This is a genomic window from Streptomyces sp. A 4/2, assembly GCF_940670765.1.
Lineage (GTDB): Bacteria > Actinomycetota > Actinomycetes > Streptomycetales > Streptomycetaceae > Streptomyces.
Genome location: NZ_CALNVW010000030.1, coordinates 145,499 through 171,039, shown reverse-complemented (window position 1 = coordinate 171,039; position 25,541 = coordinate 145,499). Strand labels below are relative to the sequence as shown.

20 protein-coding genes and 1 tRNA gene are annotated in these 25,541 nt (G+C 71.0%); 9 read left to right on the top strand and 12 right to left on the bottom strand.

The genetic code is table 11. The features are described from left to right. Positions 1-28 precede the first annotated feature (28 nt). A tRNA-Pro gene (locus NBY69_RS22210) sits at positions 29-102 on the bottom strand. A gap of 127 nt (positions 103-229) precedes the next feature. Here NBY69_RS22210 and NBY69_RS22205 point away from each other — a divergent pair. Together NBY69_RS22205 and NBY69_RS22200 are read left to right on the top strand one after the other, a co-directional pair. Next, positions 230-916 (top strand): transketolase, encoded by a 687-nt coding sequence (locus tag NBY69_RS22205; RefSeq protein ID WP_250302983.1) that lies wholly within the window; start codon positions 230-232, stop codon positions 914-916. Positions 917-963: 47 nt separating this feature from the next. After that, positions 964-1,872: a transketolase family protein gene (locus NBY69_RS22200; protein WP_250302981.1), complete on the top strand. Its 909-nt coding sequence runs from the start codon at positions 964-966 to the stop codon at positions 1,870-1,872. Between the two features lie 43 nt (positions 1,873-1,915). Here the strand turns inward: NBY69_RS22200 and NBY69_RS22195 are convergent, their stop codons facing one another. The 6 genes from NBY69_RS22195 to NBY69_RS22170 form a co-directional block, all read right to left on the bottom strand. Further along, positions 1,916-3,106 (bottom strand): Gfo/Idh/MocA family protein, encoded by a 1,191-nt coding sequence (locus tag NBY69_RS22195; RefSeq protein WP_250302980.1) that lies wholly within the window; start codon positions 3,104-3,106, stop codon positions 1,916-1,918. Positions 3,107-3,158: 52 nt separating this feature from the next. Next, positions 3,159-5,342 (bottom strand): right-handed parallel beta-helix repeat-containing protein, encoded by a 2,184-nt coding sequence (locus tag NBY69_RS22190; protein WP_250302979.1) that lies wholly within the window; start codon positions 5,340-5,342, stop codon positions 3,159-3,161. Then, on the bottom strand, positions 5,339-6,799 hold the full coding sequence (locus tag NBY69_RS22185; RefSeq protein WP_250302977.1) for a M1 family metallopeptidase: 1,461 nt from the start codon (positions 6,797-6,799) through the stop codon (positions 5,339-5,341). Before NBY69_RS22185 ends, NBY69_RS22190 begins: the two co-directional genes overlap by 4 nt. Next, entirely contained in the window at positions 6,796-8,469 is a 1,674-nt protein-coding gene (locus tag NBY69_RS22180; protein WP_308409497.1) for an extracellular solute-binding protein, read from the bottom strand. The genes NBY69_RS22185 and NBY69_RS22180 overlap by 4 nt, the downstream gene beginning before the upstream one ends. A gap of 90 nt (positions 8,470-8,559) precedes the next feature. Next, entirely contained in the window at positions 8,560-9,420 is an 861-nt protein-coding gene (locus NBY69_RS22175; protein ID WP_250303148.1) for a carbohydrate ABC transporter permease, read from the bottom strand. Positions 9,421-9,505: 85 nt separating this feature from the next. Continuing rightward, positions 9,506-10,507, bottom strand: coding sequence for a sugar ABC transporter permease (locus tag NBY69_RS22170; RefSeq protein WP_250302973.1), 1,002 nt, complete (start codon positions 10,505-10,507; stop codon positions 9,506-9,508). A 340-nt stretch (positions 10,508-10,847) separates the two neighbouring features. Here NBY69_RS22170 and NBY69_RS22165 point away from each other — a divergent pair, with 340 nt between their 5' ends. From NBY69_RS22165 to NBY69_RS22145, 5 genes are all read left to right on the top strand, one after another. Continuing rightward, a complete protein-coding gene (locus NBY69_RS22165) occupies positions 10,848-11,834 on the top strand; it encodes a hydroxyacid dehydrogenase (RefSeq protein WP_250303147.1) in 987 nt (328 codons plus the stop codon). 65 nt (positions 11,835-11,899) lie between these two features. Then, positions 11,900-12,994, top strand: a complete 1,095-nt coding sequence (locus NBY69_RS22160) for a LacI family DNA-binding transcriptional regulator (RefSeq protein WP_250303146.1) — start codon at positions 11,900-11,902, stop codon at positions 12,992-12,994. A gap of 153 nt (positions 12,995-13,147) precedes the next feature. Then, entirely contained in the window at positions 13,148-14,575 is a 1,428-nt protein-coding gene (locus NBY69_RS22155; RefSeq protein ID WP_250302971.1) for a M60 family metallopeptidase, read from the top strand. A gap of 37 nt (positions 14,576-14,612) precedes the next feature. Beyond that, positions 14,613-17,051: a polysaccharide lyase 8 family protein gene (locus tag NBY69_RS22150; RefSeq protein WP_250302969.1), complete on the top strand. Its 2,439-nt coding sequence runs from the start codon at positions 14,613-14,615 to the stop codon at positions 17,049-17,051. A gap of 165 nt (positions 17,052-17,216) precedes the next feature. Beyond that, positions 17,217-19,085 carry a DUF2264 domain-containing protein gene (locus tag NBY69_RS22145; RefSeq protein ID WP_250302968.1) on the top strand — a complete coding sequence of 623 codons (1,869 nt, stop codon included), beginning with the start codon at positions 17,217-17,219 and terminating at the stop codon, positions 19,083-19,085. Between the two features lie 33 nt (positions 19,086-19,118). On the opposite strand, the gene NBY69_RS22140 is transcribed toward NBY69_RS22145, so the two are convergent. The 5 genes from NBY69_RS22140 to NBY69_RS22120 are packed head-to-tail and all read right to left on the bottom strand — an operon-like array spanning position 19,119 to position 22,991. Next, positions 19,119-19,688 (bottom strand): GAF domain-containing protein, encoded by a 570-nt coding sequence (locus NBY69_RS22140; protein WP_250302966.1) that lies wholly within the window; start codon positions 19,686-19,688, stop codon positions 19,119-19,121. Continuing rightward, the gene (locus NBY69_RS22135; protein ID WP_250302964.1) at positions 19,685-20,278 is read right to left on the bottom strand and encodes an ATP/GTP-binding protein; all 594 of its coding nucleotides are present in this window, start codon (positions 20,276-20,278) and stop codon (positions 19,685-19,687) included. The genes NBY69_RS22140 and NBY69_RS22135 overlap by 4 nt, the downstream gene beginning before the upstream one ends. Beyond that, positions 20,256-20,627 carry a DUF742 domain-containing protein gene (locus NBY69_RS22130; protein ID WP_250302963.1) on the bottom strand — a complete coding sequence of 124 codons (372 nt, stop codon included), beginning with the start codon at positions 20,625-20,627 and terminating at the stop codon, positions 20,256-20,258. The genes NBY69_RS22135 and NBY69_RS22130 overlap by 23 nt, the downstream gene beginning before the upstream one ends. A gap of 2 nt (positions 20,628-20,629) precedes the next feature. Next, positions 20,630-21,064, bottom strand: a complete 435-nt coding sequence (locus NBY69_RS22125) for a roadblock/LC7 domain-containing protein (protein ID WP_250302961.1) — start codon at positions 21,062-21,064, stop codon at positions 20,630-20,632. Beyond that, positions 21,054-22,991, bottom strand: a complete 1,938-nt coding sequence (locus tag NBY69_RS22120) for an ATP-binding protein (protein ID WP_250302959.1) — start codon at positions 22,989-22,991, stop codon at positions 21,054-21,056. The genes NBY69_RS22125 and NBY69_RS22120 overlap by 11 nt, the downstream gene beginning before the upstream one ends. A 539-nt stretch (positions 22,992-23,530) precedes the next feature. On the opposite strand from NBY69_RS22120, the gene NBY69_RS22115 reads away from it, so the two are divergent. Both NBY69_RS22115 and NBY69_RS22110 read left to right on the top strand, forming a co-directional pair. After that, positions 23,531-24,400, top strand: coding sequence for a carbon-nitrogen hydrolase family protein (locus NBY69_RS22115; RefSeq protein ID WP_250303145.1), 870 nt, complete (start codon positions 23,531-23,533; stop codon positions 24,398-24,400). Between the two features lie 181 nt (positions 24,401-24,581). Further along, a complete protein-coding gene (locus NBY69_RS22110; RefSeq protein WP_250302957.1) occupies positions 24,582-25,541 on the top strand; it encodes a DMT family transporter in 960 nt (319 codons plus the stop codon).

Sequence of the window (25,541 nt, the reverse complement as noted above, 5' to 3'; positions counted from 1 at the left end):
CGGCCCCTTCACCTACGACTCTTCCGAGTCGGGACGACAGGATTTGAACCTGCGACCCCTTGACCCCCAGTCAAGTGCGCTACCAAGCTGCGCCACGTCCCGTTGCCCGCCTGACCAGGAAGCTTCCCTGGCTGAACGCGCATCGAAACAATACCGCACTCGGGCAGGTGGTCACGAATCCTTTCCCCCGCTTGACCTCAAGCGCACTTGATGTCGGATCGTCGACCGCATGACCACAGACATGGCGCCGGACCTCGACCGGCTGATGACCCTGATGACGGGTGACGAGAAGCACGGCCCCGCGGCGACCTCGACACTGGACGTACTCCGGGTGCTCTACGACCGGGTGCTGCGGGTGACACCGCAGACGTCCGACGCCGCCGACCGGGACCGGTTCCTGCTGTCGAAGGGGCACGGCCCGATGGCGTACTACGCGGTCCTCGCCGCGAAGGGCTTCTTCCCCGAGGACCTGCTGGCGGGCTTCGGCTCGTACGATTCGCCGCTCGGCCACCATCCGGACCGGCTGCTCGTGCCCGGCGCCGAGATCGGCAGCGGGTCGCTGGGGCACGGCCTGCCGCTGGGGGTCGGAACCGTGCTCGGGCTGCGCGCGCAGCGGCTGACCCGGCCGCGGGTCTGGGTGCTGATCGGCGACGCCGAGCTGGACGAGGGGTCCGTGCACGAGGCCATCGCCTACGCCGGGCCGGCGGGTCTCGAACAGCTGCACACCGTGGTGATCGACAACGCCTCCGCGCGCTACGGCAGGCCGGGCGGGATCGCGGCGCGCTTCGAGGCGGCCGAGTGGTCGGTCCGCTCGGTCGACGGGCGGGACCACGAGGAGCTGTACGCGGCCTTCACCGCCCCGCATCCGGGCAGGCCGCACGCCGTGGTCGCCCGGGTCGAGCCGAAGAACCCCTGAGCAAGCCGAGAAGCCCGGCATCCGAGAAGCGAAAGAGGTAGTCAGTCATGGACACCATGCGTGAGCGGTTCGTCTCCACCACGGCGCAGCTGCTGGACGAGGACCCCCGGGTCGCCGTCGTACTGGCCGAGATCACCAGCGACGGATTCGCGGGGGCGGCGCAGAAGCACCCGGACCGGGTGGTCAATGTCGGGATCCGGGAGCAGCTGCTGATCGGTGCGGGCGCGGGGATGGCGCTCACCGGGATGCGTCCCGTCGTGCACACCTTCGCCAGCTTCCTGGTCGAGCGGCCCTTCGAGCAGGTCAAGCTGGATCTCGGCCATCAGGGGGTCGGTGCGGTCCTGGTGAGCGCCGGAGGCTCGTACGACTGGCCGGCCGGTGGTTTCACCCACATGTCACCGGCCGATGTGGCGCTCATCGACACGCTCGACGGCTGGACGGTGCATGTGCCGGGCCATCCCGACGAGGCCGAGACCCTGCTGCGCCACGCCGTGGCGGGTGACGACCGCGTCTACGTGCGGCTGTCGTTGCAGGCCAACCACCGGCCGCGCCCGGTCGCCGGGGAGGGATTCAGCACCGTGCGGGAGGGCCACGGCGGCGTCGTGATCGCGGTCGGCCCGATGCTGGACGCCGTCCTCGAAGCGACGGAGGGGATCGATGTCACCGTTCTGTACGCGACGACCGTGCGGCCCTTCGACGACGCGGCGCTTCGCTGGGCGGCGGGCGCCCCGGACCGGGCCGATGTGGTACTCGTCGAGCCCTACCTCGCCGGTACCTCGACCGCCGCCGCGAACGACGCCCTGGCCGACCTCCCCCACCGGGTGCTGGGACTCGGCGTAGGGCGGCGTGAGCTGCGGCGTTACGGGCAGATCGACGACCATCTGACCGCCCACGGCCTGGACGCGGCGTCGCTGCGGCGGCGGATCACGGAGTTCCTGCCCCACGCCGCGGGATGACGACCGGCCGGGCGGCTGAGGAGTCCGGCGCGGCGGACCCGGGTTACGAGGACCGTTCCTGGCCGCGCTCGAAGTAGTCCGTCAGCTCCTTCGCCAGCGGGGTGACCCGGCGCGGGGTCCCGCCGTCCCGGAGCGAGTCCGTGGCCTGGACGCCCGCCGCGACGGCCATCCGGGCGGCGACCGGCGAGGTGTCCGTGGTGCCGCCCTCGCGTACGAACCGTACGAACTCGTCGATCAGCAGCGGGTCGGCCCCGCCGTGCCCCGCTTCGTCCTGCGCCTCCGGGACCGGATGGATCTCGTCGGCGTCCTCGCGGTAGACGGAGCGGCGGGTGTTCCAGACCTTGACCTGGCTGCCGGGGCCGTCGCCGAAGTTCTCCAGACGGCCCGCGTCACCGATCACGGTGTAGTTGCGCCAGTAGTCGGGGGTGAAGTGGCACTGCTGGTAGGCGGCCAGTACGCCGTTGTCCAGCCGCATGTTGAGGAGGGACACGTCCTCGATGTCGATGACGGGGTTCAGGGCGCGCTGGGTGTGCGGCGGCCAGTGGCCGTCCTTGGTGTACCAGTCGGCGGCCTTGGGCTCGCCGGGCTCGCGGCGGTGCGGGTTGTCGCCGTAGACCATCAGGTCGCCCATGGCCTGGACGTCGCGGGCGTACCCTCCCGCGAGCCAGTGCAGTACGTCGATGTCGTGGGCGGCCTTCTGGAGCAGCAGCCCGGTGGTGTGCTTGCGCTCGGCGTGCCAGTCCTTGAAGTACCAGTCGCCGCCGAAGCCGACGAAGTGCCGGACCCAGACGGTCTTGACCTCGCCGATCGTGCCGCGTGCGATGAGGTCCCGCATGAGGCGGACGACCGGCATGTGGCGCATGTTGTGGCCGATGTAGAGCCGGGTTCCGGTCTCGTACGCCGTGCGGAGGATCTCGTCGCAACGCTCGACGGTGATGTCGAGGGGCTTCTCCACGAAGACCGGTTTGCCCGCGCGCAGCGCCTCGCAGGCGAGGTCGGCATGGGTGTGGTCGGGGGTCAGGACCAGGACCGCGTCGATGTCGGGGTCCTCGATGACCCTGCGGTGGCCGGACGAGATCAGAGCGCCGGGGAAGGCCAGGGCCGCCTCCGTACGGGCTGCCGGGTCGGGGTCCGCGAGTGCGGTGACACGCGAGCCCGCTCCTGGGCGGTGGGCCGTGCGGGCGATGCTGCCGCGCAGGCCGTAGCCCAGGACGCCGATACGGAGGTCGGACATGGCACTTCCTTCTTTCAGGACTTCTCTCGGGACTTCTCCCGGGACTTTCGTGTCACGGATGGACGGCGACCTCGGCCAGCCCCACCCGTCCGGTCCCGGTGAGCTGGATCCTTACGTACCGGGTGTCGGTGTCCAGGTCCAGCAGCGTCGGGTGCAGCGCCTTGCCGCTGACGTGGACCGTCTTCCTGTCGGTTCGGACGTCGAAACCGGCCGTGGTGGTGGACGCGTCGTTCCAGATCTCGACCCGGCCGACGTGCCGGACGGATCCGAGGTCCACCTGCCACCAGGCGCCCGGCTCGGAGAGCGTACGGGTGTCGGTCGTGGTGTCCCCGTCGACGGCGAGCTGCGCGGTGCCCGCCCCGTCCGTGGACGACTGCGAAGCGGTGCCGGTGCGGGCCAGGTCCGGGCTGAGCTGTTCGACCGCACCCCCGTGGGCGCCCGCTGCCGCGGCCACCTTCAGTGCCGCGGCCGGGAGCCGGTCGAGGCGGGTGTGGTTGTCGGTCATCGTCGAACCGGTGCCGGCGATGGGCGGGGTGTCGGTGTCGGTCCAGTTCCCTCGGGCGGTGTTCTGGATGCCGTAATCGGCCCAGTTGGAGACCCACTTGTAGCCCAGCCTGGTCAGCACGTTGTTCTCGACGGTCAGGTACGAGGACTGCTCGTCGAGGTAGATGCCGTTGCCGTCGCGCTCGGTGTTGCCGTAGGCGGAGCGGTTGATGTAGTTGCCGGAGATCACCGAGCCGGGCTGGGCGCCCTGGGTGTAGATCGCGCCGCCGTCGTGCTGCGCGTCCTTGACCTGCATGACGTTGGTGATGCGGTTGTCCGTGATCCGGTTGTCGCGCAGCACCGACTTCTGGGACTCGGGCTGGTTCCAGCCCCAGCCCACCGAGATGCCGGAGTACGGAAGCTGGTCGAGGGTGTTGTGGTCGACGGTGAGCCCGGCTTCGTAACCCGCCCACACGGCGGCGGCGTCGGTGTACTCGACGCCGGCCCGGGTGACCGTGTTGTACGAGAAGGTGTTCCGCTCACCGGCCAGCGCGGGGGCGGGCACCGGCTCGGTGTCGCCGATGTAGGCGGCGCCGGACGACAGGTCGGTGAAGTCGGACCGGGTGATCCCCGAGTCCTTGGTACCGGCTTCGAGGGTGACGCCCGCCCCGCCGAGGTGGGTGAACGACGCCCGGTCGACGGTGACATGACGACCGCCGTCGACGGTGAGCGCGGCGGACGGCTTGGTGTAGTAGCGGCCCGCGTGGTCGACGGGACCGGTGGCTCCGGTCAGGGTCAGCCCGGCCTGCATCCCGGCGTATCCGTCGTCGGTGTCGGGCTGCCGGTAGGCGGCGTACGCGAAGCCGATCCCCTGGATCCGGACGTCGTGCGCGCCGTGGACGGTCACCAGCTGCTCGGTGGAGGGCGTGACGGCCGTGGCCCGGCGCATGTCCTCGCCCTTGCGCGGCAGGTACGTCACGGTGTGCGCGGCCGAGTCGCGGACGAACTCGCCCGGCTGGTCGAGGAGTTCGGGTGCGTTCTCGAAGAAGGCCACACCCGAGTAGCGCGTGGAGTCCACGGTGGTGGTGTCCCAGGCGGGTCCGGTGCGGTCGGTGCCGCTCGCGGAGTTGGTCCAGCAGGGCTGGGCGAAGGTCAGCTTGTCGCCGCTGACCCCGGCGATCCGGCAGTGGTAGTTGCGCCAGCGGACCTTGATGACGGCTTCGGCGTCGGTGGGCCGCTTCCAGTGCGCGATCCCGGTGGCCTCGGCCCCGGTCATGCCGTCCTTGGTCGCGTCACAGACGTCTGCCGTGCAGGCCTCACCGCGGGCGGGGGTGGCCCGCACGCCGTTGACGAAGAGCTGGCGCGGGGTGACGCCGTCGGGGACGCGGGCGGTCCAGGTCCCGTTCCGCGCCTTGGTCCAGCCGGTGATCGCGACGCCGCCGGAGAGGACCGGGTGCGCGCCGGGCGCCGCGGTCCAGGTGGTGCCGGAGTCGGCTGCGGTGAGTTCCAGGGCCGCGCCGCGGGTGTACGTACCGCCGGCCAGCTGGACGGTCACGTCACCGCCGTGGACGGTGCGCGCCGTGTCCCTGGCACCGTCCAGGGAGCAGGGGCGGCTGTGGGTGCAGGCCGATCCCTTGCCGTCCGGTGCGGCGTACAGGACGTGCTGGTGTGCGGGGCCCGCGGCCTGGGCGACCGGCGCGGTGGCGATCAGCGCGGCGACGGCCGCGAACGCGGTGGTGATACGGCGGTTCATACGTTGGCCTTCCAGTCGGGGTGGCCCGGCATCGGCGGGTTGGTGGCGCCGAACAGCCAGTCGCGCAGGAATCGGTCCAGGCCGCGGTCGCCCGTGACGTCGACCACGTGGCGGATGAACTGTTCGCTGGTGTACGTGGAGTCCTTGAACCGCTTCACCCACTCGCGCATGATCCGGTCGAACTTCCGCTGCCCGACCTGCTGGTTGAGTGCGTACAGGACGAGAGCTCCGCCGTCGTAGATGTTCGCGCCACCGAGGGCCTTGGGCAGACCGGGCGGGCCGTCGGCCGCGCGGACCGCGTCCAGGGTCGCGTAGGTGGCCTTCATCTTGTCCGCGACGACCGACCAGCCGCGCTCCTCGCCGTACACGGCGGCGTAGTAGGTGGCGGGGCCTTCGTTGAGCCAGGCCTGCTGCCAGTCGTGCGGGGTGACGGAGTCGCCGAACCACTGGTGGGTCATTTCGTGGACCATGGTGGTCTCGTACGTCGGGTTGCCCGTGGCGTTGGGCTTGAACCAGTTGGTGCCCATGAGGGTGAGGGTCTGGTTCTCCAGGGCGTCCGTGTAGCCGTCGTAGATGTGGACGCCGTAGGTGGAGAACGGGAAGCGGCCGAACTTCGCCTCCAGCCAGGCGAGATGGTCGGCGGTACGGGCGACGATCGGCGCGTACGTGTCCTCCTGGCCCTGCGGCACGATGTGGCGCAGCGGGAGCCCGGTGTGGCTGGTGCCGTAGAGGTAGGTGCCCTTGACGACCGCGATGCCGAGCAGTTCGGTGGGCATCCGCTCGCGCAGCGCGAAGTGCCAGACGGCCGAGCCGTCGGCGCGCGGGGTCCGGTGCAGCAGTTCACCGTTGGCCGCGGCCACATAGCCCTGGGGGGCGCTGATGTGGAAGGCCCAGGTCGCCTTGGAGGACGGAGTGTCGTTGCAGGGCAGGAAGGTGTCGGCGCGGGAGGACTGGGCCGCCGACGCGAAGCCGCCCTCGCTGCCGAAGACCCAGCCGGTGAGGCCGAGGCGCTTGGCCTTGCCGTTGCCGTGGTAGCGGACCTCCACGGTGAACGGCCGGTGGTTGTGCAGCGGCCGGGCCGGGGTGACCGTCAGTTCCTGGCCGCTGCTGCCGGGCGACAGCTCCCACCCGGCCCGGTGGCCGTCGACGGTGACCGCGTCGATGGTGTGGCCGTCGGTGTCCAGGTTGAACGCGGACAGGTCCTGGGTCGCCCTCGCCGAGATCTTCACGACACCGGTGAAGTCGTAGGTGACCGGGGTGAAGTCGAAGGTCAGGTCGTAGTGCGAGACCTCGTAGCCGCCGTTGCCGAGGGTCGGGAACAGCGGGTCACCGACGCCGGCCGAGCCGGGCTCCGGGTCGAAACCGCGGGCCAGGGCGGGCGTGCCGAGTACGGGTACGGCGACGGCTGCGGCGACCGCCGCGCCGCCGAACTGGAGGACCGAGCGTCGGGTCGTCACTTCTTCCCCTTCTGAACGGCCTCTTCGAACTCACGGCGGGCCTGTTCGGCGCCCTTCGCCAGGTGTTCCTTGGTCAGCTGGTCGTAGTACGACATGGGCTTGCGGCCGGACACGATGTCCTTGAGGCCGTCCAGCTTGAGGGTGTAGAGGCTGCCGTAGCCCTTGGAGTCCCAGGTGGGCGAGGAGACCTTGAGGGTCGGGTCCTGCTCCATGATCGGGATCATCTTGGCGTACGCCTCGTGGACGTACCGGACGCCGGTCTCGGTGTCCGCGCTGAACACCGCGGGGACCGCCGAGGCGAACATCTTCCAGGGGACCGTCACGTCCTGGCTGCCCTGCTTGGTGAGCACCGGGTTGCCCTTGGCGTCGCGGGTGAAGTCGGTTCCCTCGACGCCGTAGTTGATCAGCGTGTACTCCTGGCTGCCGAACGGCGAGGCGGCGAAGTCGGCGAGCGCCAGCAGTTGCTTGACGCGGTCGGCGGACGCCTTCTTGATGTGGGTGTTCTGCAGGGCGACGTTGTCCATCCAGGCGATGGCCTTGCTGCCGAACGGGGTGATGGGCCGCGGGTCGTACTTCTTGTCGACGGCCGCCATCGCGGCGACGTAGCCGGTGCTCGGGGTGGTGTACGACGGCATGCCGTCGTACACGTAGGCGCCCTTGCCGTTCTTGAACATGTCGGTGTACTGGGACTTCTGCGCCCCCGACATGCCGATCGTGCCCGGGTAGTAGCAGCCCGCCTTGTAGAGCTTGCGGGCCGTCTCGATGGCCAGGCGGTACTCGTCGGTCTCCAGGTCCGTCACGAACTTGCCGGTCTTCGGGTCCATGCGCCAGTCCTTCGGCGCACCCGCGGACATGGCGAGGAGGTTGTTGGCGCCCGCGATGATGGCGTACTGGTCCTTCTTGGGGCGGGTCAGCTCCTTGCAGACCTCGACGAACTTGTCCAGGTCGGTGATCTGGTCGAGGCTGGAGATGCCGACCTCGGCGAAGAGGTCGTGACGGTAGAAGCCCACACCGCCCGTTCCCATCCGGGAGATCGGGATGCCGAACAGCTTCCCGCCGAAGATGGCGCCCTGCCAGGCCGCCGCCGGGATCGCGGCGAGGTTGGGGTAGTCGCTGACCTTGTCACCGGAGAGGAACGGCGTCAGGTCGGCGCACTTGGCCTCGAAGAACGCGGCCCTGTTGTCGACGCCGCCGGTCTCCGGGTACATGAAGAGGTCGGGCAGCGTGTCGCTGGCGACCATCGTGGTGAACTTCGTGGAGTAGTCGTCGGTCGGCACCGCCGTGACGTCGACCCGCCCGCCGAGCAGCTTCTCGATCGCCTTCCAGGCCGCGTTCTTGCCGCGCGCCGCGGGCGGCGGGGAGAAGGTCTCCATCGCTGCCGAGATCGGCTTGGCGCCCTTGAGGGGGCTGCCCTTGGTGGCGCGCAGCGGCGTGGCCGGGTACTTGAAGAAGGCCTGCGGGACGCCCGCGGCCGTCCCCGGCAGGTCGGGCTTGAGGCCGATGTTGCGCACCGTGGTGACCGGCAACAGGCCGGCGCTCTTGACCTCGGCCTTCGCGGCCGTACCGCCGTCGCCGCAAGCGGCGAGCAGCGGGGTGGCGGCGAGGCCGAGGCCTATGCCCGCGCCCATGCGGAAGAGCGTTCTGCGGTTCATCGGAGTGGAGCTCGGCACGGACATCTCCTTGAGAGAAGGGAGGGAAGGCCGGGGGGTGGCGGGTATGGCGGTGTGGCGGGTGTGGCCGGTGGTGTGACGGAGCGGGTCTCAGCCCTTGATGGCGCCGGTGAGCACGCCCTTGGTGAAGTAGCGCTGGACGAACGGGTAGACCAGCAGGATCGGTACGACGGCGACCACCAGGACGCCCATCTGCACGGCCTCCTGCGGGGCGACGCTCTCACCGGCTGCGGCGCCGCTGAGACTCTGGCCCTGGAGGACGAAGGTGCGCAGCACCATGGGGAGCGGCCACTTGTCGGAGTCCTGGAGGTACAGCAGCGAGTTGAAGAAGGCGTTCCAGTACGCGACGGCGTAGAAGAGGCCGACCACCGCGATGACCGCCTTGGAGAGCGGCAGGACGACCTGGAGCAGGATGCGGAAGTCCCCGGCGCCGTCGACGCGCGCGGCGTCGTACAGCTCTTCGGGCAGGTTCATGAAGAAGGCCCGCAGGACGACCAGGTTGAACGCGCTCATCAGCGTCGGGATGACCAGTGCGGCGTACGTGTTGTAGAGGCCCAGCTGGTTGACCAGGAGGAAGTTGGGGATGATGCCCGCGTTGAAGAGCATCGTGAAGAGCGCCGTCATCAGGATGAAGCGGGAGCCCGTGACATTGCGGCGGGAGAGCCCGTAGGCCATACCGATGGTGGCCAGCAGGCTGGCGGCGGTGCCGAAGACCGTGATGCCCACGCTCACCAGCAGGGCCCGGGTGACGACCCCGCCGGTGAAGATGGTCCGGTAGGCGTCGAGCGTCGGGTGCTTCGGCCACAGGACGAGTCCGGTGGACTTGATGATGTCGGTCTGCGAGGCGAAGCTCGTGCCGATCACGCCGAGCAGCGGGTACGCGACGGCGACCACCACGAGGACCAGCACGATGCCCTTGCCGGTGAGGCCGAGGCGGGTCGGCCGCTCCATCCACGGCGGGCGGCCGTCGGAGGGCCTGATCCGGGGCGCCGCCGTGGCGGGCACGACTGCGTCGGGCGCCTTCACCGGTGATTTTTCAGCTGTCTGCACCGCGGTACACCCCTTCGTGGCCGAGACGGTGGGCGAACTTGTTCGCGCCGAGGACGAGGACGGTTCCCACGACGGCCTTCACGAGGCCGACGGCCGCCGAGATGCCCCACTGGTTGTCCTTGATGCCGTGGTAGTAGACGTAGGTGTCGAGGACTTCACCGGAGCCGGGGCCGACCGCGTCGCGCTGCAGCAGGATCTGCTCGAAGCCGACGGACAGGATCTGGCCCAGGTTGAGGATCAGCAACAGGATGATCACCGGGGCGATGCCGGGAAGCGTCACGTGCCAGAGCCGGCGCCAGCGGCCCGCGCCGTCGATCGCGGCGGCCTCGTACTGCTGCTTGTCGATGCCCAGCAGCGCGGCGAGGATGATGATCGTTCCCCAGCCCGCGTCCTTCCAGATGGACTGGAGGGCGATCAGCCAGGGGAAGGCGTTCGGGTCGCTCATCATGTCGTAGCGGGGCAGCCCCATGTCCGCGAGGAGACCGGGCAACAGGCCCGCTCCGCCCAGGACTTGCTGGAAGATCGAGACGATGATGACCCAGCCGATGAAGTGCGGCAGGTAGACCACGCTCTGGATGAACCGGCGGAGCTTGTCACTGACGATGCTGTTCAGCAGCAGGGCGAGTGCGATCGGTACCGGGAAGAAGAAGATCAGCTGGACGAAGGCGATCTCCACCGTGTTCCCCGTCGCCGACCAGAAGGCCGGATCGGCGAAGGCGTTGGTGAAGTTGGCGAAGCCGGTCCACGCGCTGTGCATGTATCCGAGATACGGCTGGTAGTCCTGGAAGGCGACCATGTAGCCGAGCAGCGGAATGTAGTGGAACACCACGAAGTACAGGAAGCCGGGCAGGGTGAGCAGCAGCATCACCTTGTCGCGCTTGATCCGCTGCCACAGGGACAGCCGACGCTGGGCAACGGCGGGTGGAGACGATGCTTTGGACTTCCGGCGCCGCTTGTTCAGCGGCAGCGGAGGTGCTGTTTCAGCCATGGTGCAGTCCTGTTCGGCGGGATGACGAAGAGCGGAGCCTTCTGCCGCCGCAACGTAGTAAGCGGTTAACCCCAGCGTCAAGAGATCGGAAGAAACGACTGCGTTACGCGATGTTTCTACGAGCAAGATCAACCAGCCATATGACCAAATAGGCCCTTGAACAGGGCAGATCGCCGAGCCGATCGCTTGACGTCCGGCAGGTTCAATCCCTAGCGTGCGGCCAATCCATAGAACGCGTTTACTGTCCGGAGGCAGGGTGCGAACCACCGACGAGGCACCGGCCCAGACCGGTACGGACATGCCCGATCCGCCCCCGCGGCGGCCTCGGACCGTACTGGCCATGGACCCCGGACTGCTCGACGACGTCTTTCCACCACGGGTGAGGACCCGGCTGGAGGAGTCGGCCGATCTCCACCCGCCCTATGTCATCAAGGAGTTCCACTCCCCGGAGGCGGTCGACGCACTCGCCCGCGCCGAGGTGCTGCTCACCGGCTGGGGCTGCCCGCCCATCGACGCCTCACTGCTGGAGCGGGCGCCGGAACTGCGCGCGGTGATCCATGCCGCCGGCACCGTCAAGACCTTCCTCGCCCCCGAGGCGTACGAACGCGGGATCGCCGTCTCCTCGGCCGCCGAGGCCAACGCCGTGCCGGTCGCCGAGTTCACCCTGGCGGCGATCATCATGGGCGCCAAACGGGCCTTCCCGCTCGCCCACCTCTTCCGCACCCGCCGCACCCACCGCACCTCCGCCGACCTCGACCGGCAGCACTGGATCGGCACCCACGGGCTGACCGTCGGTGTCGTGGGCGCGTCCCGGATCGGCCGCCGGGTGATCGAACTGCTGCGGGTGCTCGACGCCGAAGTCCTGCTGTACGACCCGTACGTGAGCGCGGCCGAGGCCGAGCTGCTGGGCGTGACGTCCACCGATCTCGACACGCTGATGGCCACCAGCGACGTGGTGACCGTGCACGCGCCCGACACCCCCGCGACCCGGCACCTGCTGGACGCGCGGCGGATCGGGCTGATGCGTCCCGGCACGCTGCTGGTCAACACCGCGCGGGGACGGCTGGTGGACACCGAGGCGCTCACCGGGCACCTGGTGAGCGGGCGGCTCGACGCCGTACTCGATGTGACGGATCCCGAACCCCTCCCCGGCGGCCATCCGTTGTGGGACCTGCCGAACGTCTTCATCACCCCGCACATGGCCGGAGCCCAGGGCAACGAGGTCGGCCGGCTCGGCGCGCTGGCCGTGGACGAACTGTCCCGGTACGCCCGCGGACTGCCCTTCAACCACCCGGTGCACCTCGCGGACTTGGAGCGGATCGCGTGAACATCCCCACCTCACCGGGCGGTCTAAACTCGACGGCACTGAACGAGAACCAGGGGGTGGGCCGGATGCGCCGTCAGAGTTCGGCCCGGGAGAGCCGTCGCCGCGCGACCGTCACGGACGTGGCGCGGGTCGCGGGCGTGTCGACCGCGACCGTGTCACGGGTGCTCAACCGCAACTACCCGGTGGCCGCGGCGACCCGTGAGCGGGTCGAGGAGGCGATGCGCGAGCTGGGGTACGTCGTGAACGCGCACGCCCGCGCCCTCGCCGGGGTGTCCGGCCGTACCGTCGGGATCATCGTCAACGAGCTCATCGACCCCTTCTACGCGTACATCGCCCGCGGCGTGGAGCGGGAGGCCAGCCTGGGCGGCCGGCTCTGTCTGGTGTGCTGCGCCCAGGGTGACCCGAAGCGCGAACTGGCCTTCATCGAGCTGATGCACGAGCGGCGCGCCGACGCGGTGATCGTCGTCGGCGGCAGCGTGGCCGACCGTACGTACACCGCCGAACTGGCCCGCAGGGCACAGGAGCTGGACGCGAGCGGGTCGAAACTCGTGCTGTGCGGGCGGCCCGCACTCGGCGAGCAGGCGCTGAGCGCGGCCGTGGAGTACGACAACGAGGGCGGCGCGTTCGCCGTCACCGACCATCTGCTGACGCAGGGCCATGAACGGATCCTCTATCTCGGCGGCGCTCCGGGGCTCTCGACCAGCCGCGACCGGCTGGCCGGGTACCGGCGCGCACTGCACCAGCGGGGCATCGCGCGCGACCCGGAACTGGAGCAGCTCGAATCGTTCAGCCGGGCCTTCGGGCACCGCCGGACGGCCGAACTGCTCAAGGACGGGCCGGACTTCACCGCGGTCTTCGCGGCGAACGACAACGTCGCCACGGGTGTGGCCCAGGCCCTGGAGGAGGCGGGTGTCCGGGTGCCGCAGGACATGTCCCTCGTGGGGTACGACGACATTCCGGTGGCGCAGCAGCTGCGTCCGCGGCTGACGACCGTGCACATCCCGCTGGAGGAGATGGGGCGGCAGGCCGTACGGCTGGCCGTGTCGAGCGACGACGAGGACAACTGGCGCGAGCCGACCACCGGGGTCATCCGGCTCGGGACGCACCTCGTCGTACGCGATTCCGTGGCACCGCCCTCCGGACGCGGCCGTCGGACCTGATTCCGGGGTGACCGCTTACTACGGTCCTGTCCCCAGTTGGCCATAGTAAAAGACAGTAACTTCTCGGACCCTCTTGCGGGTTGATAGCAACCGCTTACATGCTGACGCGCAGTTCGCACACCACTTCGCCACCTCTGCCACACGGGAGTCCGGATGCGCCCTGCCCACCTGCCCGCCACCACCCCCGTCACCGCCCCCACCGCCGCCCCCACCGCCTTCAGCCGCCGCTCCGCGCTCGCCGCGCTGGTGGGCGCGGGCGCGGTCACGCTGCTCGGCGCGGGCACCGCGTCGGCCCACGGGCCGGCGGACCACGCCACTCACCACTCCGGCGGTGACACGCTGCTGCTCACGGCGTTCCCCGACGCGGAGACCGAGCGGCTGCGGCTCGACCGGTCGCTGCGCGCCAGCGAGTTCATCCCCACCGGCCACTACGCGGCGCCCGGCACCGAGGTCACGGTGCAGGTCCGGCCCTCGCACGGGGTGCTCCCCGTCCTGCACATCGGCACGTTCGACGACTACAACGAGAACGTGGCGCTCAAGACGCCGCGTACGTTCCCGCTGCACGCGGGGCGCAACACCGTCTCCGACAGCTACGGCGGGCCGGTCTATCTGAGCTTCGCGGGTCACGGTCAGCGGGCCGAGTTCACCTTCGTCTCCGGCACGGTCCGGATGGCGGGCTTCGAGCTGGGGCGCACCACCGAGGCCGAGTTCCAGAAGCAGCTGGACACCCTCACCGAGGTGCCCTGGGTCGAACTGACCACCGAGCACGCGATCCTCACGCTGACCCGGGAAGGCGCGCTGCTCTACCGCGACGAGGACCACGCCGCGCTGCTGCGGCTCTTCGACACCATCATCGACTCGCACAACAGGATCAGCGGTCTGGACGGGTCGACGGCGCTGAACCGCCCCAAGGCGGGCCGCTACCACTTCAACGAGGTGAGCATCGTCCCCAAGGGGGTCGGCGCCTACGCCTGGCACGGCTTCAACGGCTTCCCCCGCGCCTACATGGACCGGCTCTGCACCGTCACCGGACTGCGCACCCGGGGCTGGGGGCTCTACCACGAGCTCGGTCACCTCAACCAGCAGGCCGCCTACCAGGCGGGCGGACTCACCGAGGTCACCGTCAACATCTACTCCCTGGCCGCCCAGCGCACCCTCGGACAGCCGTCGAACCTTCTCACCAAGGACGCCACCACCGGTCTCAACTGGTTCCAGTCGTCGGCGCCCAAGCTCGGTGCGCCCGGGATCGCGTACGAGACGACGTTCGGCCCGTACGAGCAGCTCGTCCCACTGCGCCAGCTGGAGCTGGCCTTCGGCGACGACTTCTGGCCGAAGCTGCACAAGCTGGTCCGCACCGAGCACCAGCACGACGCCCCGGTCGAGGACTACGACCACGACCCCGCCCTGGAGGCCAGGCAGTACCGGGCGCTCTCCACCTACGCGAGCCGGGTCGCGGGCCACGACCTGACCGACTTCTTCGTGAACAAGTGGGCCTTCCCCATCGACGCCACCGGGATCGCGGAGATCGCCGCGCTCCGGCTGCCCGCGCCGCCCGTCGACCCCAGCACGCTCAGCGACTGACGCCCGCGCACCGCCTGCCGAACGGAAAGGAACAGCCATGGATCTGCCACGCTCCGCCCTCAGCCGGAGAACTCTGCTGGCAGCCGGCGCGGCCTCGGCCGTCGTTCCGGCCCTCACCGGGGCCGCGAGCCCCGGAGCCGCGCGGACCGCCGGGACCTCCGCCAGGGCCGCTGCCGCTGCCGACGCCACCGATGTGTACGAGACCCTGCTGGCGCGGTCCGAACAGCTCATCACCGGGGGCGACTTCGACCCGGCCGACCCCGACTTCGCCACCGCGCTGGCCGCCCTGGACTCCTCGGCGACCGGCTTCTGGAACCAGCTGGACCGCAGCGCCGGTCGCACCACGCTCTGGGCGGAGTACACGCCCGTCACCGACCCGGGAATGTTCGGCCAGAGCTACACCCGGCTGCGCACGGTCGCCACCGCCTGGGCCACCCCCGGCACCGGCCTCAGCGGCAGCGCCGAGGTGGCGGACGCACTGGTGTCCGCGCTGCGCTTCCTGCGGGAGACGGCGTACAACCAGGACAAGCACGAGAGCGGCAACTGGTGGTTCTGGGAGATCGGCGCGCCGCGCGCGCTGCTGGACTCCTGTGTCCTCCTGCGGACCCGCATCCCGGCCGACGAGCTGACCGCCCAGCTGGCGACCGTCGAGAGGTTCGCACCGGACCCGGACCGCCGCACCAACTCCCCCACGCTGGCCGAGACCGGTGCCAACCGCGCCGACAAGACCGTCATCGTGGCGCTGCACGGGCTGCTCGCCCGCGACCCGGCGAAGGTCGCGCTGGCCCGCGACGGCCTGTCGGACGTGCGGGACGACGGACGCAACAGCCTCTTCCAGTACGTCACTTCGGGCGACGGCTTCTACGCGGACGGTTCGTTCGTCCAGCACGACGCGGTGGCCTACACCGGGTCGTACGGAGTGGTGCTGCTCGGCGGGGCCGCCTACCTGTCCGCCCTGCTCGCCGACTCCCCCTGGGCGATCAGCGATCCGCAGATCTCCGTGATGTACGACGCGGTCGACCGGACCTTCTCGCCGGTGATCTTCGACGGGCTGATGATGGACGCGCTGCGCGGGCGGGCCATATCGCGTGAGCGGGCCGTGGACCACACGGACGGCGCCACCGCCGTGTCGAACATCCTGCTGCTGGCGAGCTCCGCGCCCGCCGACCGGTCCGCGGGGTGGCGGGCGACCGTCAAGGGCTGGATCCAGCGCAATCGCACCGACCCCTATCTCGGACTCGTCGGGATTCCGCAGGTGGCACTCGCCAAGGCGCTGCTCACGGACCGGGGCGTCGTGGCCGCGGACCGGCTGACCGGGCACCATGTCTTCGCAGACATGGACCGGGTGGTGCACCGGCGGCCCGGCTGGTCCCTGGCGCTCTCGCTCTCGTCGAAGCGGATCGCCGCCTACGAGGCGGGCAACGGCGAGAACCTGCACGGCTGGTACACCGGCGACGGCATGACCTATCTGTACACCGGTGACGATCTCGGGCAGTTCGGGGACGGGTTCTGGCCGACGGTCGATCCCTACCGGCTGCCGGGCACCACGGTGGACACCGGCCGGCGCGCGGACATCACCGCCGGGGGGTACCACCTGCCGGAGAACAGCATCGCGGGCGGCGCGGTGCTCGACGGCCGCTACGGCGCCGCGGCCATGGAACTGCGCGCACAGGCAAGCAGCCTGACGGCCCGTAAGTCGTGGTTCCTCGTCGACAACGCGGTGATCGCACTCGGCGCGGGCATCACGGCCACCGACGGCCGCCGGGTCGAGACCGTCGTGGAGAACCGCAATCTGCACGCGTCCGGCACCGCCCAGCTGCTCATCGACGGCGAGCGGCAGCCGGGCCGGCAGGGCTGGAGCGGCAGCTTCGACAGGGCCCGCTGGGCCCATCTCGACGGCGTCGGCGGCTACGTCTTCCCGTCCTCGGGTACGTCGCTGCGCGCCCTGCGCGAGGAGCGCACCGGGAAGTGGAGCGACCTGGACACCGGTGCGGACACGGCCGGTTCGACGACACCGGTCACCCGCCGGTACGCGACGCTCTGGCTCGATCACGGCCTCTCCCCCACCGGCGCGTCGTACGCCTACGTCCTGCTGCCCGGTGCCTCGCCGAGCGCCACGGCGTCCTGGGCGCGCTCCCGGCCGGTGCGTGTCGTGGCGAACACGGCCACCGCGCAGGTCGTCGAGGTCCCCCGCGACGGACTGACCGCGGCCACCTTCTGGCAGGCCGGGACCGCCGCCGGCCTCACCGCCGACGGCCCGGCGTCCGTGCTCGTACGCCGCCACGGCCACGGCGTCTCGGTCGCGGTGGCCGACCCGGGGCACAGCCTGAGCACGCTCACGGTCGAACTGCCCTTCCCCGTACGGAGGGTGACCCGCGCCGACAGCACGGTGAGCGTGGCCACCGGCCGCCGGCCGGTCCTCACGATCGCGGTCGGCGGCTCGCGCGGCCACACGCACACCGCCGAACTCGGCTGATCCCGTGACGTCTTCGTACCGGAGGGGACCTTCCCCCTCGACGCCGCCGAGAGCGCCGAGATCGCCGCCCTCCGACCGCACGACCCGCCCGTCGCCACCGGCGCACCGTCCGACGCACCGGCGTCGGATTCGTCAAGTGCCGGACTCACAAGGAGCATGACCCGGATGACCTCGCCCTTCCTCCACCTTCCCCCGACCGACCGTCTGCTGTCCTCGCGTACCGGCTGGACCCGCGCCCACTGGGAGGCCCTCGCCGACCGGATGCTGGACGCGCTCGTGCCGTACGCGACGCCGGGCTTCGCCCAGTACCGGCTGCCGGGGCGCGGCAGTTGGTCCGGGGTGGTGTCGGACGGTCTCGAAGGGTACGCGCGCTCGTTCCTGCTCGCGGCCTTCCGGATCGCCGGTGCGGGCGGGGACGTCGATCCCCGTCTGGTGGAGCGCTACGCACAGGGTCTGGCCACGGGCACCGATCCGGATTCGCGTGAGGCATGGCCGAAGCTCACCGAGTGCTCCCAGCAGATGGTCGAGGCGGCGTCGGTCGCCGTGGCGCTGCACGAGACCCGCCCCTGGATATGGGACAAGCTGGACACCCGGGTCCAGGAGCGGGTCGTGGACTGGTTCTCCGGCTTCGTCGGGCACCGCACCTGGGACAACAACTGGCGGCTGTTCCAGGTGGTGTCCGAGCAGTTCCTGGCCTCGGTCGGCGCTCCGTACAGCCAGTCGGACATCGACGGCGGTCTCGACAGGATCGAGGACTGGTACGTCGGCGACGGCTGGTACACCGACGGCGACGGGCGGAACTTCGACTACTACATCGGCTGGGCGCTCCACCTGTACCCGCTGCTCTGGTCCCGGATGGCGGGCGAGGATCCCGAGACGGGCCGTACCAAGGTCTACCGGGAGCGGCTCGGCCAGTTCCTCGACGGCTACCAGCACTTCTTCGGTACGGACGGCGCCCCCGTCCACCAGGGACGCTCCCTCACCTACCGGTACGCGGCCCTCGCCCCGGTCTGGATGGGCGCCCTGGCCGACTGCACACCGCTCTCCCCCGGCCGCACCCGCCGTCTCGCGTCCGGCACCATGCGGCACTTCGCCGAGCGTGGCGTGCCCGACGAGCGCGGGCTACTTACTCTCGGCTGGTACGACACGTTCCTGCCCACCACCCAGCCGTACTCGGGGCCCGCCTCCCCCTACTGGGCGTCCAAGGGATTCCTCGGGCTGCTGCTGCCGGCCGACCACCCCACCTGGACGGCGCGCGAACAGGCCCTGCCCATCGAGGAGTCGGACCAGTACACCGCGCTGCCCGCGCCCGGATGGCTGCTGCACGGCACCCGGGACGACGGCATCGTCCGTCTCGTCAACCACGGCAGTGACCACAATCCGCCGCAGGGCGAGGGGGAGGACGATCCGCACTACGCCACGTTCGGCTACTCCACGGCGACCGCCCCCGAGTCGGCGCCCCATGCACGGGAGCGGGCGGTGGACAACCACCTCGCGCTGATCGGCCCGGACGGCACACCGTCCCGCCGCCGCCGGATCCACCCGCTGACCTGTTCGGGACGGACTGCCTCCTCCTGGTACGAGGACGCCGGTTCCCGGGTCGAGACCACCAGTGTGCTGCACGGCCCGTGGGAGATCCGGGTGCACCGGGTGGACGCCCCGGCGGGCGTGACCGTACGGGAAGGGGGCCACCCGGTCGCGCACCGGGAACGCCCGCAGGCCGAGGAGGGCTCCGGCCGGGCCCTGGCCCGTACCGCGGACGGGCTGACCAGCGCGCTGGTCGGGCTGTACGGCTGGGACTCCGGGGAGGCCTCGGTCGCCCGCGACGTCCAGGCCAACGCGTACGGCCCGCACTCCGCGACGCCGTGCCTGACCCGGACCGAGCACCCCGGCGGGCGGAGCGTGCACGTCTCTCTCGTCGCGCTCTCCCGCGACACGGTGCACCCCCGCGCGCTCCAGGAGTCCGTCTCGGTGGCGGTCGCGGAGGATTCGGTCACGCTGACGTTCCCGGACGGGACCAGCGTCAGCGCCTGACCGGGAGAGGCCCCGGCGGCCGGCGGCGGACCGTCAGATCCCACCGTCCTCACGGCGGTGGATCTGCGCGACGAGTTCCGCCGCCGCCGCCTTGATCGTCTCCAGGCCGGCCACCCCCCACCGTCTCGGCACCGTGTCGACCACACAGACCGCGCCGAGCGCGGTGTCCGTGCGGTCGATGAGCGGCGCGCCCAGGTAGGAGCGGATCCCGATCTCGTCGACCACCGGGTTCCCGGCGAAGCGCGGGTAGTCGCAGACGTCCTCCAGGACGAGTGCCTTGCGGCGGGCGACCACGTGCGGGCAGTAGCCGTGGTCGCGGGCCATGACGCGGTTGATCCCGCAGGCCGCCGCCACCGCGCTCAGGTCGCTGCCGGAGTGAGTGCCCGCCGGGGTGTGCAGCCCGGCGAAGAACTGCCGGTTCGCGTCGATGAAGTTGACCATCGAGTACGGCGCTCCGGTCAGCTCGGCGAGCCGTCGTGCGAAGTCGTCGAAGGCCGGGTCGGGGTGCTGTCCCAGGCCGAGCCTGCGCAACCGCCGGACCCGGTCGGGCCCTTCCCGGTCGACCGGGGTCAGCAGGAGCCGTCCTGTCGGGTCGTACGTCATGGGTGGACTCCGTGGTTCGTTGCGGGCGTGATGTCGAGCAGGTGGCCCACGAGCGTGACCAGGGTCCGGACCCCTGAACTGGCGATACGGGCGTCGCACAGCACCACGGGGATGTCCGGATCGAGGTCCAGCGCGGCGCGGACCTCGTCCGGTCCGTAGCGGAACGCGCCGTCGAACTCGTTGACGGCGACGACGAATCCGATGCCCCGCTGTTCGAAGAAGTCGATCGCTCCGAAGCACTCCGTGAGGCGGCGGGTGTCGGCGAGCACCACGGCCCCGAGGGCGCCCGCGGAGAGTTCGTCCCACATGAACCAGAAGCGCTCCTGGCCCGGTGTGCCGAAGAGATAGAGCACGTGCTGCGGGTCGAGGGTGATCCTCCCGAAGTCCATGGCCACGGTGGTGGTGGACTTGGACTCGACCCCCTCCAGGCTGTCCGTCTGCTCGCCCGCCTGGGTGAGCATCTCCTCCGTACTCAGCGGTGAGATCTCACTGACCGCTCCCACGAAGGTCGTCTTGCCGACCCCGAAGCCACCCGCGACGAGGATCTTCAGCGCGGTGGGGAAGAGATCAGAGCCGTCGTCGTAGGCCATCGAGCACTGCCTCCAGCAAGGAAAGGTCGGTGGGGTCTTCGTCGGGGCGGGGCGCGCGCGTGGTGACCGCCCCGCAGTCCATCAGGTCGGAGAGCAGCACTTTGGAGACGACCACGGGCAGCCGCAGATAGGCGGCGATCTCCGCCACCGAGGTGGGCCGCTCGCAGAGCCCGAGGGTCTGCGCGTGTTCCGGGCCGAGGTGGGCGGGCAGCACCACCCCGGTCGCCATCACCTGGGACAGCAGGTCGAGTTCGGCGGTGGGGCGCGTGCGGCCGTTGCTCACGGCGTACGGGCGGATCAGCCGCCCGGCGGCCTCGTCGAGCCAGGGGCTGTCCTGCGGGAACGGCACGTTCAGCGCCCCGTGGCACTCGATGCGCCGGCCCGCCTGCGGGCCGGCGTCACCAGATAGGGACGCACGCTCTTCACCAGCATCGCCATCTCGTACCCCAGTACCGCCGCGTCGGTCTCCCGGCCGGCCAGTACCGCGAGGCAGGTGCCCGAGCCCGCCGTCGAGACGAAGAGCAGGGTGGAGTCGAGCTCCACCACGACCTGCCGTACCTCGCTGCTGTCGCCGAAGCGGGCTCCCGCGCTGCGGCCCAGCGAGTACAGGCCGGAGGCGAGGGCCGCCATGTGGTCGGCGCTGTCGGCGTCGAGGCCGTGCACCGACTTCACCAGACCGTCGGCGGACAGCAGAACGGCGTTGCGGGTGAACGGGACGCGCTGGACGAGCCCGCTCAACAGCCAGTCGAGATCGGACGCGTGCGCGGTCGGCGCTTCACTCACCATGGTGCATCTCCTCCTTGAAAACGTCTTCGTCGTACGGCGGTCCGTCGCCGAACCCCCGTTCGGGCTGCGCCTCGGCGAGGCTGATGCCGCGCTGGAAGGCCGCCATCAGACCCGGGTCGTGGACCGCCGGATGTTCTTCGTCCGCACGTGGTGCGGGAATGTCCTTGAGCTGCGGGACCAGATGCTCCTGGCTGCGGCGCCTGGGCAGGTCGGGGCGGAGCGCCGGGGAGAGCTTCGGGCCGGTCCCGATGTCGTACTGGGCGGGGTGGCCCGGCGCGCCGGGCTCGGGCGGCGGACCGTGCTGGACACCGGGGAGCGCGGCTGCCGGATTGGGCCGCTCGCTCCGGGTGTCCCGTACCGGCAGCGGCGAGGGTCCGGGGTTGTGGACAGCGGGAGCGGTGCCGGTGGGCGGATCGGCGCTGTACCGGGCGGGTGCGGGCGGGGCGGGCGTGGGCGCGGTGTCCGTGGACGGGGCGGGGGCGGACCGTTCCTCCACCCGGTCGGCCGGCTGCGGCAGTGGCTGCGGCTCGGGGCGGGCCAGCTGCTGGGGGCCGTGAGCACCCGACGGCTGCAGTCCGGCCTGGTCGGCCCCCAACAGCCCTGCGGGCAGGACGAGTACGGCCTGGACTCCGCCGTAGATGTTGGCCTGCAGCCGGACCGAGACCCGGTGCCTGCGGGCGAGCGCGGCCACGACGTACAGCCCGATCCGCCCGTCCTGGAGCAGATGGCCGACGTCGACCTGGTCGGGGTCGGCGAGCAGGGCGTTCATCCGGTCGGCCTCGGTGACGGACATGCCCAGTCCGCGGTCCTCGACCTCGACGGCGAGCCCGGCGGTGACGTGCTGCGCGCGCAGCAGCACCTGGGTGTGCGGCGCGGAGAACACGGTCGCGTTCTCGACCAGTTCGGCCAGCAGGTGGATGACGTCGGCGACGGCGTGTCCGCGCAGGGTGCCGTCGATGGGCGGTACCAGTTTGACGCGCGGGTACTGCTCGACCTCGGCGATGGCGGAGCGCATCACCTCGGTCAGGGTGACCGGGTTGGACCACTGGCGCCGGGAGATGGCACCGCCGAGCACGGCGAGGTTCTCCGCGTGCCGGCGGATACGGGTGGCCAGATGGTCCACGTGGAAGAGGCCCTTGAGCAGCTCCGGGTCCTCGACCTGGTTCTCCAGCTCGTCGAGCAGCTGGATCTCGCGGTGCACCAGCGACTGGAGCCGCCGGGCGAGATTGACGAAGACCTCGACCTTCTGCTCGTCGGCCTTGTCCGCGGACGGCGCACGGGATCCGGCGCGCGTGGTCGCCACCGCCGCCGCGGGGGACACCGTGGTCCCGGCGGACGGCGCGGCGAGCCGGGCCGCCTGGACCACGGAGGCGACCGCGGTCTCCTGGGCCCGGGCCAGTTCCCGGGCGAGCAGTTCGAAGGCGTCGCCCCGGGCCGACCCCGAGGGCAGAGGCCGCCGGGCGGGCGGCTCCTCCCCCCGGCCGAGCTGCTCGACGACGGCGCGCAGCTCGACCTGGCCACGCGCGCTGGAGCGGCGCAGGGCGTTGCAGCGGTCCAGCACCGTCCTGGCTACCCGGTCGGCGCCCAGCGCCGCTGCGGCCATGGCGGCGGCGGCGAGGGCCGCGCATCCGGCGAGTACCGCCCGCAGCGCCGGCAGCGCAGACGCCTGGGGGACTCCCGCGGAGTGGATCGTGTAGACGACGGCCGCCGTGCCGCTCAACGCTGCTACGACGGTCGGGAGAATGGCGGTGCGCAGCAGCTGAGGCCGTATGCGGGCCTCGGGCGTCGGCGGGGCGGACCGGGTACGGCGGGCGGCGGGCGGAGCCGGGGCGGGGCCCGGCGGGGGAACGGGGCGGGTGCCCGTCCGTCCGTGCCGTCCGCCTTCTTGGCGGTCCGTCCGCGCATCGGGTGCGCGAAGATGAGACATCAGCGTCCTCGGTACGTGGGATACCAGGGCTTACCGACAGGGGCGCAACTCACCCGCCGCGGCTCCCTGTTGATCAGCAGCCACTCACAGTAGTCGCCACGCCGCCACGCCCGGTGCGCAGTTGCCGAACTTGCGCGCCCGACGTCCCGCTCTGGTATGAGGGTTCGTACGTCCGGCCGAAAAATATGCTGCTGTCATGACGCAGGTTGCCGTCGCGGTCGCGCCGGGTTGACGGCGGCCGACCGCGACGGCACCATGTTCACGGCGTGGCCTACGCCCGACCTTCTCCGACCGCCCCCGGCGCGGTCTTCCACGAAGGCAGAGGGAATCCTGTTCTCAGGTCGCTGTTCTGGTCCGATCGTCTCGGGCGTGGTCGCTGGGGGGCTCCCGTTCGGGGCGTGGAAGGCCAGATGACAGCCCATAGGAACCTCAAGCGCCGGGTCCGTGCCCGCGCCGCCAGAACGGGTCAGTCCTATACCACTGCCCTCCGGCACTTCCGGTCGAATCCCATCGGAGACGTGATGCCGGAAACGAAGCATGTGCGGTTGGCCGTTGCTCAGACCACTGTCCGCGAAGACCCCCGCGAGAGCGCCGAACTGCGCGCAAGCGGGCGGGAACTGCGCGGTCTGATGCGGGAAGCCCACCGGGCGGGCGCCAGGATCGTACATTTCACCGAGGGAGCCATCTGCTTCCCCGACAAGCGGGTGATGTCCGTCGACGGCCCGGACAGGGTCGGGCCCGCGGACTGGAACCGGTTCGAGTGGACGGTGCTGCGCTCGGAACTGACCGCGACGGCGGAACTGGCCGGAGAGCTCGGGCTCTGGACCGTGCTGGGCTCGGCCCACCGGCTCACCGGGCCGAACCGGCCGCACAACAGTCTGTATGTGATCTCCGACCGGGGCGTGGTGGTGACGCGCTACGACGAACGCATGCTGTCGAACACGAAGGTCTCCTACATGTACACGCCCGGCTCGGTGCCGGTCACCTTCGAGGTCGACGCCGTGCGGTTCGGGTGCTCGCTCGGCATGGAGGCCCACTTCCCCGAGATCTTCGGCGAGTACGAGCGGCTCGACGTCGACTGCGTCCTCTTCTCGACGACGGGCGGCGCCCCGGGCTTCGCCACCGAAGTACGGGGGCACGCCGCGGTCAACAGCTACTGGGCCAGCTTCTCCGTGCCCGCACAGCAGAGTTCGGTCGCACCGGCCGGGGTGGTCGCCCCGGACGGCGAGTGGGCCGTCCGGTGTCCGCGGGACGGGACGCCGTCGGTGGTGGTCGTCGACATCGAGTGCGGTTCGGACGCCATCGTGAACTCACTGGCCAGGCCGTGGCGGCGCACGGCGCGCGCCGGTCTCTACGACCGGTACATCGTCCGTGAGGACGCCCGGAGCGACGACCGCAGCCTGTTCTGACCCGGGGCGTGTTCCGGGTGACGCGGCACGGACAGCTGCCGCGTTGTCAGCGCACTGTTGTGTGACCAGGTGACGAAACTATTCTGTGCGTCGTTGCCACCCGCATTGCCGGGCGCCCGGCCGAATCCGGCCGGGCGGCCGTGACCGGCGACCGCGGACCTCTGTCGAAAGGCGCTCCCTGATGCCGGTTGCCCTGGTGCTGCTGCTCTCCGGTACCTGGCTGCTCTCCGGGTCCCTGGTCACCGGGACCGACCCGCTGATCGTCGCGGTCGGCCGCACCGCGGTGTGCTGCGCGGCGCTCACCGCGGTCGCCGCTTCGACCTCCGCCGGCCGGGCCGACCTGCGACGGGCGGTGGCCCGGCCCGGCACCGTCTGGCTGTTGGGGCTGCTCGGCTTCGCCGGGTACGCGGCGGGCACCCTCCTCGCCATCCCCCGCATCGGCACCTCGCTCACCAACCTCGTCGTGGCGCTGATGCCGTGCGCCTCGGTGGCCGTGGGGGCGGTCTGCTTCGGGGAGCGGTCGACGGTACGCAAGGTGCTCGGCGCGGCTGTGGCGGCAGCAGCCGCCGCGGGGTACGCGGCGCTCGGCGCCGACGCGGGCGACATCGACGCGATGGGCCTGCTGCTCGCGGGCGCGGCGACCGTCGCCTTCGCGGTGTACGGGTTCCTCTACCGCGACCGGCTCGCACATCTGCCGCCGCTCGCCGTACTGCCCGTACTGCTCGGCGCGGCGACCTGTCTGCTGGTACCGATGTCCCTGCCCGCCCTGGTGCACCGCCCGCCGTCCCTCGGTGCGACCGGCGGCATCGTGCTGCTGGGCGCGGCGGTCTACGCCCCCGCCTACCTCGTGCAGCACCGGCTCATCCTGCTCCGCGGCCCGGTCTTCACCGCGGCCGTCCAGCTCGCGGTCCCGTTCACGGTGCGGCTCGGGGACTGGGCGCTCGGCTCGGCCGCCGCTCCGTCGGCGGCCGAGCTCGCACTGCTCGCGGTGTGCTGCGGCGGGATCGCACTGGTCACCGTCCAGCGACGGACCGCGCCGGCCACCGCTGCGCCGCCCGCGGCACCGCCTGACGCAGCGGCGCCGCTACCGGACGCCGTGGTCCCGCCCCCGGGCAGAGGGCGGGACCACGGGCTCCGGTAG

Coding starts and splice junctions, on each gene's coding strand:
- NBY69_RS22110 (WP_250302957.1), top strand. CDS start 24,582: ATGCCGGTTGCCCTGGTGCTGCTGCTCTCCGGTACCTGGCTGCTCTCC.
- NBY69_RS22125 (WP_250302961.1), bottom strand. CDS start 21,064: ATGGTGAGTGAAGCGCCGACCGCGCACGCGTCCGATCTCGACTGGCTG.
- NBY69_RS22190 (WP_250302979.1), bottom strand. CDS start 5,342: ATGAACCGCCGTATCACCACCGCGTTCGCGGCCGTCGCCGCGCTGATC.
- NBY69_RS22195 (WP_250302980.1), bottom strand. CDS start 3,106: ATGTCCGACCTCCGTATCGGCGTCCTGGGCTACGGCCTGCGCGGCAGC.
- NBY69_RS22155 (WP_250302971.1), top strand. CDS start 13,148: ATGCGCCCTGCCCACCTGCCCGCCACCACCCCCGTCACCGCCCCCACC.
- NBY69_RS22150 (WP_250302969.1), top strand. CDS start 14,613: ATGGATCTGCCACGCTCCGCCCTCAGCCGGAGAACTCTGCTGGCAGCC.
- NBY69_RS22165 (WP_250303147.1), top strand. CDS start 10,848: ATGGACCCCGGACTGCTCGACGACGTCTTTCCACCACGGGTGAGGACC.
- NBY69_RS22140 (WP_250302966.1), bottom strand. CDS start 19,688: ATGACGTACGACCCGACAGGACGGCTCCTGCTGACCCCGGTCGACCGG.
- NBY69_RS22200 (WP_250302981.1), top strand. CDS start 964: ATGGACACCATGCGTGAGCGGTTCGTCTCCACCACGGCGCAGCTGCTG.
- NBY69_RS22205 (WP_250302983.1), top strand. CDS start 230: ATGACCACAGACATGGCGCCGGACCTCGACCGGCTGATGACCCTGATG.
- NBY69_RS22135 (WP_250302964.1), bottom strand. CDS start 20,278: ATGGCCTACGACGACGGCTCTGATCTCTTCCCCACCGCGCTGAAGATC.
- NBY69_RS22175 (WP_250303148.1), bottom strand. CDS start 9,420: ATGGAGCGGCCGACCCGCCTCGGCCTCACCGGCAAGGGCATCGTGCTG.
- NBY69_RS22170 (WP_250302973.1), bottom strand. CDS start 10,507: ATGGCTGAAACAGCACCTCCGCTGCCGCTGAACAAGCGGCGCCGGAAG.
- NBY69_RS22145 (WP_250302968.1), top strand. CDS start 17,217: ATGACCTCGCCCTTCCTCCACCTTCCCCCGACCGACCGTCTGCTGTCC.
- NBY69_RS22120 (WP_250302959.1), bottom strand. CDS start 22,991: ATGTCTCATCTTCGCGCACCCGATGCGCGGACGGACCGCCAAGAAGGC.
- NBY69_RS22160 (WP_250303146.1), top strand. CDS start 11,900: ATGCGCCGTCAGAGTTCGGCCCGGGAGAGCCGTCGCCGCGCGACCGTC.